The organism is Micromonospora sp. ATA51, from assembly GCF_016802855.1.
Taxonomy (GTDB): domain Bacteria; phylum Actinomycetota; class Actinomycetes; order Mycobacteriales; family Micromonosporaceae; genus Micromonospora; species Micromonospora sicca.
Genome location: NZ_JAEVHJ010000314.1, coordinates 1 through 7,731, shown reverse-complemented (window position 1 = coordinate 7,731; position 7,731 = coordinate 1). Strand labels below are relative to the sequence as shown.

Genomic DNA, 7,731 nt, shown 5'->3' with positions numbered 1-7,731 from the left:
CGCCGGCCCGAGCGCCGGCAGCGGCCGGTCCAGGCCGATCGGCGCGCCGCAGCCGGCGCACCCGGTCCGGTCCACGGACCCCGGTGGTACGGCGTACCGGGCCACCGCCAGCCGCAGCGGCGGTACGACCGCCAGGGCGGCCAGCAGCCGTACGACCGGACGGGCGACCGGCGGGCAGCCCTCGCCGGTGGCCGCCCGGCCGGCGGTCCGGAGCCCCCGACCGGTCATCGCGGGGCCCACCGGACGGTCGCGGTGCGTTCCACTCTGGAGCACGGAGAGTGAGATCCACCCGCTCGGCGAGTCGCGGATGGCGCGGAAAGTGGCGCGCCGATCACCGGGTCCCGCCTCGACGGCAGCGCCCGCCCGGCGGCCGGCCGGAGCCCCTCGGCGGCCCGGATCCCAGCGGGACGGATCGGACCAGAGGCACCGATGCCACCCATTCCTCCGGCCGGACGGCCGCCCGCCGGCCAGCCGACCGCCGGACCGGTCCGGCCGCGCCGACCGCCGGTCGCCGCCGAGCCGGGCCGTCGCTTCACCCTCCGGACACCCACCGGCCACCACCACCTGTCATCACTGAACGTGTTCGAATGAATTGCCTCTGTTGCATCGGCGATCGTCAGCCTATGCTCGCCCCTTGGGTGCGACGCAACCCCCGAGCAATTGGCGTCGGAGGCCAACCGGAGACATCAGGTTTCGAATTTGTAAAAGATCCGTACAGGTAAATGCAGCGGCAGCGACTTCAGGCCCGGACGAGCACATCCGGGCGCGCTTCCGCCTGCCCGGAGTACGCCCGTCCGGCGGCTCCGGGCCGCCACCGAGGAGGGCCCGGCCTTGCACACACGGCATTCCCGCCGATGGACAAGCTGCCTGCTCAGCCTTGCCGTGCTGGGCGCGAGCGCCGGCTGCGGCGCCGATCGGGAGACGACGCCGGGTCCCCGGACGGACCACGACGCCACCCCGGCCGCCCATTCGGACGCCGCCGAACAGGCCGCGGGAAAGACGGCGCTCGCCGCCTATTCCGGCTATCTGAAGGCGTCCCGGGCGGCGAGCGAGCGCAGCGATCCGACGCATCCGGCATTGGCCCGATTCGTGGCGGATCCACTGCTGACCCGGGTGCGACTGGCAATTCGTGAGGCGAAGGAGCACGGCGCGATGCGTACCGGCACGCTCGTTTCCGATCCCACCGTCGTTTCGGTCAGCCTGGACGCCGACCCACCCACGGTGGAGATCCAGGACTGCCTGGACGCGACCGGCTACCGGCTGGTCTACGCCAAGGACCGGCGGGTGGTGCCCGGCACCGGCGGGGGTCGCTACCTGGCGACCGCCACCGCGACCCGGTACCCGGACGGCCGATGGCTGGTCAACGCCGGCGCCGCGCATCAGGAGCAGCCGTGCTGACCTGGGGAGGAAGCGGTGTCCCGGCCCGACCGGCCAGGGCCGGGACACCCCGTCGGCTGCTCGCCGCGGCCGGGCTGACGCTGCTGCTGGCGGTCACCGCCGCGCCGGCGTCCGCCGCCGGCCCCGGCGATCCGGGCGCCGACTGCCGCCTGGGCAGACCGACTGCAACGTCTGGGACGACGACCCGGGCGTGCCCGGCGGGCCTGGCGGCGGCGGGAATCCCGGGGGTGGCGGCGCGCCGGTGACGGCGCCGCGGCGAAATGCCAGTGGAACGGCCGGGTGATCCCCTGCTACGACGACGTCCTGGGCTGGTTCAACACCGGCGACGGCTGCTACTACAAGCTGGCCGAGCCGCAGCCCACCGCGCCGGACGGCAAGCAGTGGTACGTGCAGACCTGCAACGGCGGCGACCTCGGCGCGCAGACCGTGGTGCTGCGGGACGGCCCGCCGCCCGGCTACGGGGCCCCGCCGGACCCGGAGGAGCTGGCCCGCCGAGCGCTCGCCTCGATCTCGCTGCTCCCGCCCCGGATCGCGGTGGCCCCCCGACGCAGCAAGGGGCCGGGCCTGGTCGGGCTGCCGGTCTGGATGTGGGCCAGCGGCGGCGCGAGCTACTTCGGCCCGCTCACCGCGTCCGCCTCCGACCGGGGGCTCACCGTCAGCATCACGGCCAGGGTCAACCGGATCGTCTGGAACATGGGCGACGGCACCCGGGTCACCTGCACCAAACCCGGCACCCCGTACGCGGCGGACGGTCCCCGGGCCGGCCTGACCTCCCCCGACTGCGGCTACGACCGCGGCTACCGCCGGGCCGGCACCTACCGGGTCAGCGCCACCACGTACTGGACCGTGCACTGGGCGGCGGGCGACGGCGACCCGAACGGCGACATCGCGCAGCAGCGGAACAGCGGCACGGTGCCGGTGGAGATCGACGAACTTCAGGTGGTGACGCGGTGAGCGCGAGGAGTGAGCCGGGTTTGCGAGCCCCGCAGTCGCGAACGAAGACAGGCCCGGTGAACGCGAGGACCGACCCGACGTACGGAGCCCCGCAGTCGCGAACGGAGGCGGACCGGTGAGTCTGGTGACGCGGAACGGGACCCCGATGGACGCCCCGGTGGCGCCCCCCAAGGTGGTCCGGCAGCGGCGGGCGCGGCCGGGCCTGCTCGGCCTGGCGGTGCTGCTGATCGCCCTCGGCGGGCTGGGCGCGGCCTTCGCGGTCACCTCGGTCCGGGCGACCGGCAGCTACCTGGCGGTGGCCGGCCGGTCGAGGTGGGCCGGCAGCTCAGCGCCGCGACCTGGTCGCGGTGCAGGTCTCCGGCGGCCAGGGCCTGGCGCCGGTGCCGGCCGCCGGCTGGACGAGGTGGTGGGTCTGCGGGCCGCCGTGTCGCTGACCCCCGGCACACTGCTGACCCGGGCCCAGCTCACCGACGACCCGCTGCTCGGCCCCGGCCAGCAGCAGATCGCGCTCGGCCTGGAACCGAGCCAGGTGCCGGCCCGCAGGCTGCACCCCGGGGACAAGGTGCTCCTGGTCAGCACCCCGGACGCCAACGCCGAGGGCCCGGCGCGCAGCGGCGGCACCCGGTTCGAGGCCACCGTGATCGACACCGCCACCCCGGAGAACGACGACGTGGTGGTCTACCTGGCCCTCGCCGTACGCGACGTGCCCGCCGTGGTGGTGCTGGCCGCCGACGACCGGATCGCGCTCGTGCTCACCGAGGCGGCCTGATGGCGATCATCGCCCTGGTCTCGGCCAAGGGGTCGCCCGGCGTCACCACCTCGGCCCTCGCCGCTGCGCTGAGCTGGCACCGGCGGCTCGTGCTGGCGGAGTGCGACCCGGCGGGCGGCTCGATCCTCGCCGGCTACCTCGGTGGGGCGCTCGACGGTCCCCGGGGCATCGGCGAACTCGCCGTCGGGGAACTGCGCGACGGCAACCTGGACACCGCCTTCTGGTCCCAGCTGGTCGACCTGGACGCGCCGAAGCGGGAGCGGCTGCTGCTGCCCGGCGTGGTCGACCCGGCCCAGGCCGGCAGCGTCACCCCGCTCTGGCAGCGGTTCGCCGACTTCTTCGCCGGGCTGGAGCAGGGCCTGCCCCCGTACGACGTGCTGGTCGACTGTGGACGGCTCCAGGTGGCCGGTCCACCGTGGCCGGTGCTCCGGGCGGCCGCCGTGGTGCTGCTGGTCACCCGGGCGCAACTGCCCGACCTCTCCGCGACCCGGGCCACCATCCGGGCCGTCGAGCGGGACCTCGCCGAGCACCGCGTCCCGCCGGGCGCGCTGCGGCTGCTGGTGGTCGGGGACGGGCACGGCAACAGCGAGATCAGCAAGGCCCTGCGGGTGCCGGTGATCGCCCGGCTGCCGTACGACCCGCGTACCGCGGCGGTGCTCAGCCTCGGCGGCACCGTACGCGCCGGACGGCCGCTGATGCGCGCGGCCGGCGCGCTGGAGGTGCCGATCCGGGCGCTGCTCGAACGTCGTCGGGCCCGGCTGGCCTGGCCGGTCCCCCAGACGACGCCGCAGGCGCCGGTCGCGCAGGAGGCACCGCATGTGTCCTGACCCCACCCCGGCGCGCACCGCGCCGGCCCCTCCCCGGGAGGCCCGCCGTGCGGTTTGAGCCGGTCTCCCACGACCCGCGCGGGCAGCAGCCGGGGGCCACCTCCACGGTGCCGCCGCTCACCCCGCCGAACGGTCGGCACCCCCATGCCGCGCCACCGCCGGTCGCGGTCGTCCCGCCGGCCCCGGTGGCGCTGCCGCCACCGCGTCCCCGGGTCGACTTCGCCGTGGTCCGCGAGCTGCGCCGGGAGTTGAGCGAACGGCTCACCCGCTGGCAGCGCGGCCGGGAGTTCGACGCGGACGCCGAGGAGGTGGAGCGGGCCCGGCTCGCCGTCGCCGTGGTCTCCGCGTACGCCGACTCGGTGCGCCGGGCCGGCACCCCGATGGCCGCCGACGCCGAGCGGCTCCTGCTCGACCAGGTGACCGCCGAGCTGGTCGGCCTCGGCCGGCTGCAGACGCTGCTGGTCGACGACACGATCGAGGAGGTGCACATCCTCGGCTGCGACCAGGTGCGGATCACCCGGCACGGCGGCGGGGTGGACTGGGCCGAGCCGATCGCCGACAGCGACGACGAACTGGTGGAGATCCTCCAGGCGGCGGCCCGCCGGGCCGGCGCGACCGAGCGTTCCCTGTCGACCTCCAAGCCGACGCTGGACCTGCAACTGCCCGACGGCAGCCGGCTCGCCGCGGTCTTCCTGGTCAGCCACCGCCCGTACGCGGTGATCCGCAAACACAACACGCTGGACGTCAGCCTGGAGGACATCGCCGGCAGCCGGCCCGACCTGGACGAGATGATCGACCCGCTGCTGCGGGACTTCCTGCGCGCCTCGATGCGGGCCGGGCTGAACATCATGGTCGCCGGGCTGGCCGGAGCCGGGAAGACCACGGTGATCCGGGCGCTGATGGACGAGATCCCGGCCGACGAGCCGTACGTGCTGCTGGAGGAGAGCCGGGAACTGCTGCCCGCCCGCCGGGGGCAGAAGCACCGGGCGGTGATGAGCTTCGAGTCCCGTGAGGGCCACGGCGAACGCGGCCTGGACGGGCGCCCGGCCGGCGAGGTGAGCATCGCCGACCTGATCCCGGTCTCACTGCGGATGGGCGTGCTGCGGATCATCGTCGGCGAGGTCCGCTCCCGGGAGATCGTGCCGATGCTCCAGGCGATGACCACCAGCCGCGGGTCGATGTGCACCATCCACGCCCGTACGCCGGCCGGGGTGAGCGAGCGGATCATCGAGCTGGCGCTGGCGCACGGCCGGGAGATGACGGTCGACCAGGCCCGCCGGATGGCCGGCAACGCGCTGGACCTGATCGTCTACGTCACCGTCGAGGACGAGACCGCGATCGGCGGCCGCAAGCACCGGTTCGTCTCCCACGTCGAGGAGGTGATCGGGGTGGGCGAGGGCAACCGGATCACCACCACGTCGGTCTTCGGCCCGGGCCCGGACGGCCGGGCGGTGCCCCGGCACCTGCCCGAGCGGATCCGCGACCAGTTGCTGCGGGTGGGTTACGACGCCCGGCTGCTGACCCGCTTCATCGAGGCCGGCACCGGGGCCTGGCGGCGCCCCCGGCACACCCGACTCGGCCGGCGGCCCGCCTCATGACCACGCTCCAGTTCATCGCTCTGGTCTCCGGGGCGGCGTGCGTCGCCGGTCTGGTGCTGACCGTGGTCGCGCTGGTCGGCACCAGCCGGCCGGCCGCGGCGGGGCCCGGCGCGGGCCGGGGGCTGCGTCGGCTCTGGACGGGTTCCGGGGCGAGCCGACGGGAGCAGCGCAACCATCAGGTGCTGCTCGGCGGCGCGGTGCTGGCCGGCGCGCTGGCCTTCCTGCTCACCGGGCTCCCGGTGGTGGGTCTGCTGGTGGCCCTGGCGGTGCCCGGCGTGCCGTGGCTCTTCGCCGTCGGCCGGGCCGAGCAGCGGGCCATCGCCCGGATCGAGGCGGTCGGCGAGTGGACCCGCCGGCTCAAGGACATCTCCGGCACCGGGCAGGGCCTCCAGCAGGCCATCATCGGCACCATCGCCACCGCGCCGGCGGAGATCCAGGAGGAGGTACGCACCCTCGCCGCCCGCCTCCAGGCCGGCTGGCTGGCCCGGGCCGCCCTGCTCGCCTTCGCCGACGAGATCGGCGACCCGGTCTGCGACCAGGTGGTGGCCGCGCTGATCCTGCACCTGACCGACCGCGGCGAGCGCCTCGGTGACGTGCTGGGCTCGATCGCCTCGGCGGCCGCCGCCGAGGTGGCCACCCGGCGGGAGATCGAGGCGAAGCGCACCCAGCCCCGGTTCGCGGTCCGCTTCCTCACCGGGATGACCCTGGCCACCCTCGCGTACGGGCTGGTCAACCGCGAGTACGTGCAGCCGTACGGGACGGCGGTCGGGCAGTTGGTGATGGGGGTGCTCGGCGCCGCGTTCGTCGGGCTGCTGGCCTGGGTGCGGTCGATGAGCCAGCCGCCCCGGCCAGCGCGTTTCCTGCCCGCCCCCGACCCGGAGGAGGCGATCGCGTGAGCGCGAGGAGTGAGCTTGCGAGCCCCGCAGTCGCGAACGAAAGGCGGCTCCGGTGATCCTCAACTGGCAGCTCGCCATCGCCGTGGTGGGCGGGGCGGTGGTCGGCCTCGGCCTCTTCCTGGTGGTACGCGAGGCGCTGCCGGCCACCCCGGCGCTCGGCCCGGCGCTGCGCCGACTGCACCAGCCGCCCGGCCGGACCGCGGTGGCCGGCAGCGGGCCGGACTGGTTGGGCGGGTTCTCCCGCTGGCTGCGTCCCCCGCACCGGCAGCTCGCGCTGATCGACCGCACGCCCGAGCAGTACGCCCTGTCGGTGCTGCTCTCCGCGCTGGTCGGGCTGGCCCTGCCGACCGTGCTGTCCACCGTGCTCTTCCTCGGCGGGGTGTCGGTGCCGGTCGTCGTACCGGTGCTGGGCAGCCTGGGGATGGCACTGGTCGCCGGCCTGCTCGCGCACCGCGCGGTGCTGGCGAAGGCGGACGCCGCGCGGGACGAGTTCCGCCAGGCGGTCTGCACCTATCTGGACCTGGTGGCCCTGCAACTCTCCGCGGCGCACGGGCCGGTGCAGTCGCTGGAGCGGGCGGCGGCGGTCTGCGACGGCTGGGTCTTCGACCGGATCCGCGAGTCGCTGCGGATCGCCCAGTTGCAGATGCACTCGCCCTGGGACGAGCTCCAGGAGCTGGCCGACCGGATCGGCATCCCGGAACTCGGCGACGTGGGCGCGATCATGCGCTCCTCCGGCAGCGAGGGGGCGCAGGTGCACGAGACCCTGCGCAGCCGGGCCGACTCGCTGCGCGACCAGATCCGCACCGACAACCTGGCCCGCGCCGAGGGGGTGACCAGCCGGCTGGACATCCCCGGCTCGCTGCTGGTCTTCGTCCTGCTCGGCTTCGCCGTCTATCCGTTCCTCGCCCGCCTGTGAACCCGACCGAGAAGGAGAAGGCCATGTACCTCTACAGCTATCTGCACGCGGCGGTGGCCAGCCGGCTGGCCGAGCTGCGCCACGACACCGAGCGGGGCGACAGCCCGGTGCCGACCGCGGTGATCATCTTCGGGCTGGTCGCGGTCGCCATGGCGGTCACCACGCTCGCCCTGACCAAGGCGAACAACTGGATGAACGCCATCCCGAACAACACCGCGCCGTGATGAACCGCCCCGCCCGTACGGACCGGAGCCGGTCGGCAGCCGCCGACCGGCAAAGAGGCCGATTCGAACAATTCGGACATTCCATGCGAAATGGCTCACTGCCGCATGGGCATCACGGGGGAAGAGGGGCTGATGAGAGGTACAACGAA

Annotated in this window: 6 protein-coding genes and 3 pseudogenes; 8 read left to right on the top strand and 1 reads right to left on the bottom strand. The window is 74.6% G+C overall.

Annotated elements, in window-relative coordinates; genetic code table 11:
• Positions 1–228: pseudogene (locus JNW87_RS31340) on the bottom strand (prepilin peptidase); the annotation flags it as partial.
• Between the two features lie 603 nt (positions 229–831).
• Here JNW87_RS31340 and JNW87_RS31335 point away from each other — a divergent pair.
• The 8 genes and pseudogenes from JNW87_RS31335 to JNW87_RS31295 all read left to right on the top strand — a co-directional run bounded on the left by JNW87_RS31335 (position 832) and on the right by JNW87_RS31295 (position 7,582).
• Positions 832–1,398 carry a hypothetical protein gene (locus JNW87_RS31335; protein ID WP_109804027.1) on the top strand — a complete coding sequence of 189 codons (567 nt, stop codon included), beginning with the start codon at positions 832–834 and terminating at the stop codon, positions 1,396–1,398.
• Positions 1,353–2,352 (top strand): annotated as a pseudogene (locus JNW87_RS31325) (hypothetical protein). Before JNW87_RS31335 ends, JNW87_RS31325 begins: the two are co-directional and overlap by 46 nt.
• Positions 2,353–2,467: 115 nt before the next feature.
• Positions 2,468–3,121, top strand: a pseudogene (locus tag JNW87_RS31320) (SAF domain-containing protein).
• Positions 3,121–3,948: a ParA family protein gene (locus tag JNW87_RS31315; protein ID WP_109804024.1), complete on the top strand. Its 828-nt coding sequence runs from the start codon at positions 3,121–3,123 to the stop codon at positions 3,946–3,948. The pseudogene JNW87_RS31320 and the gene JNW87_RS31315 overlap by 1 nt, the downstream one beginning before the upstream one ends.
• Before the next feature lie 47 nt (positions 3,949–3,995).
• Positions 3,996–5,546 carry a CpaF family protein gene (locus JNW87_RS31310; RefSeq protein ID WP_109804023.1) on the top strand — a complete coding sequence of 517 codons (1,551 nt, stop codon included), beginning with the start codon at positions 3,996–3,998 and terminating at the stop codon, positions 5,544–5,546.
• Entirely contained in the window at positions 5,498–6,442 is a 945-nt protein-coding gene (locus JNW87_RS31305) for a type II secretion system F family protein (RefSeq protein ID WP_375373571.1), read from the top strand. Before JNW87_RS31310 ends, JNW87_RS31305 begins: the two co-directional genes overlap by 49 nt.
• Before the next feature lie 55 nt (positions 6,443–6,497).
• Complete coding sequence (locus JNW87_RS31300; protein WP_109804036.1) at positions 6,498–7,358, top strand: type II secretion system F family protein; 861 nt, start codon at positions 6,498–6,500, stop codon at positions 7,356–7,358.
• 23 nt (positions 7,359–7,381) lie between these two features.
• Positions 7,382–7,582: a hypothetical protein gene (locus JNW87_RS31295; protein ID WP_109804035.1), complete on the top strand. Its 201-nt coding sequence runs from the start codon at positions 7,382–7,384 to the stop codon at positions 7,580–7,582.
• The last annotated feature ends 149 nt before the right edge of the window (positions 7,583–7,731 follow it).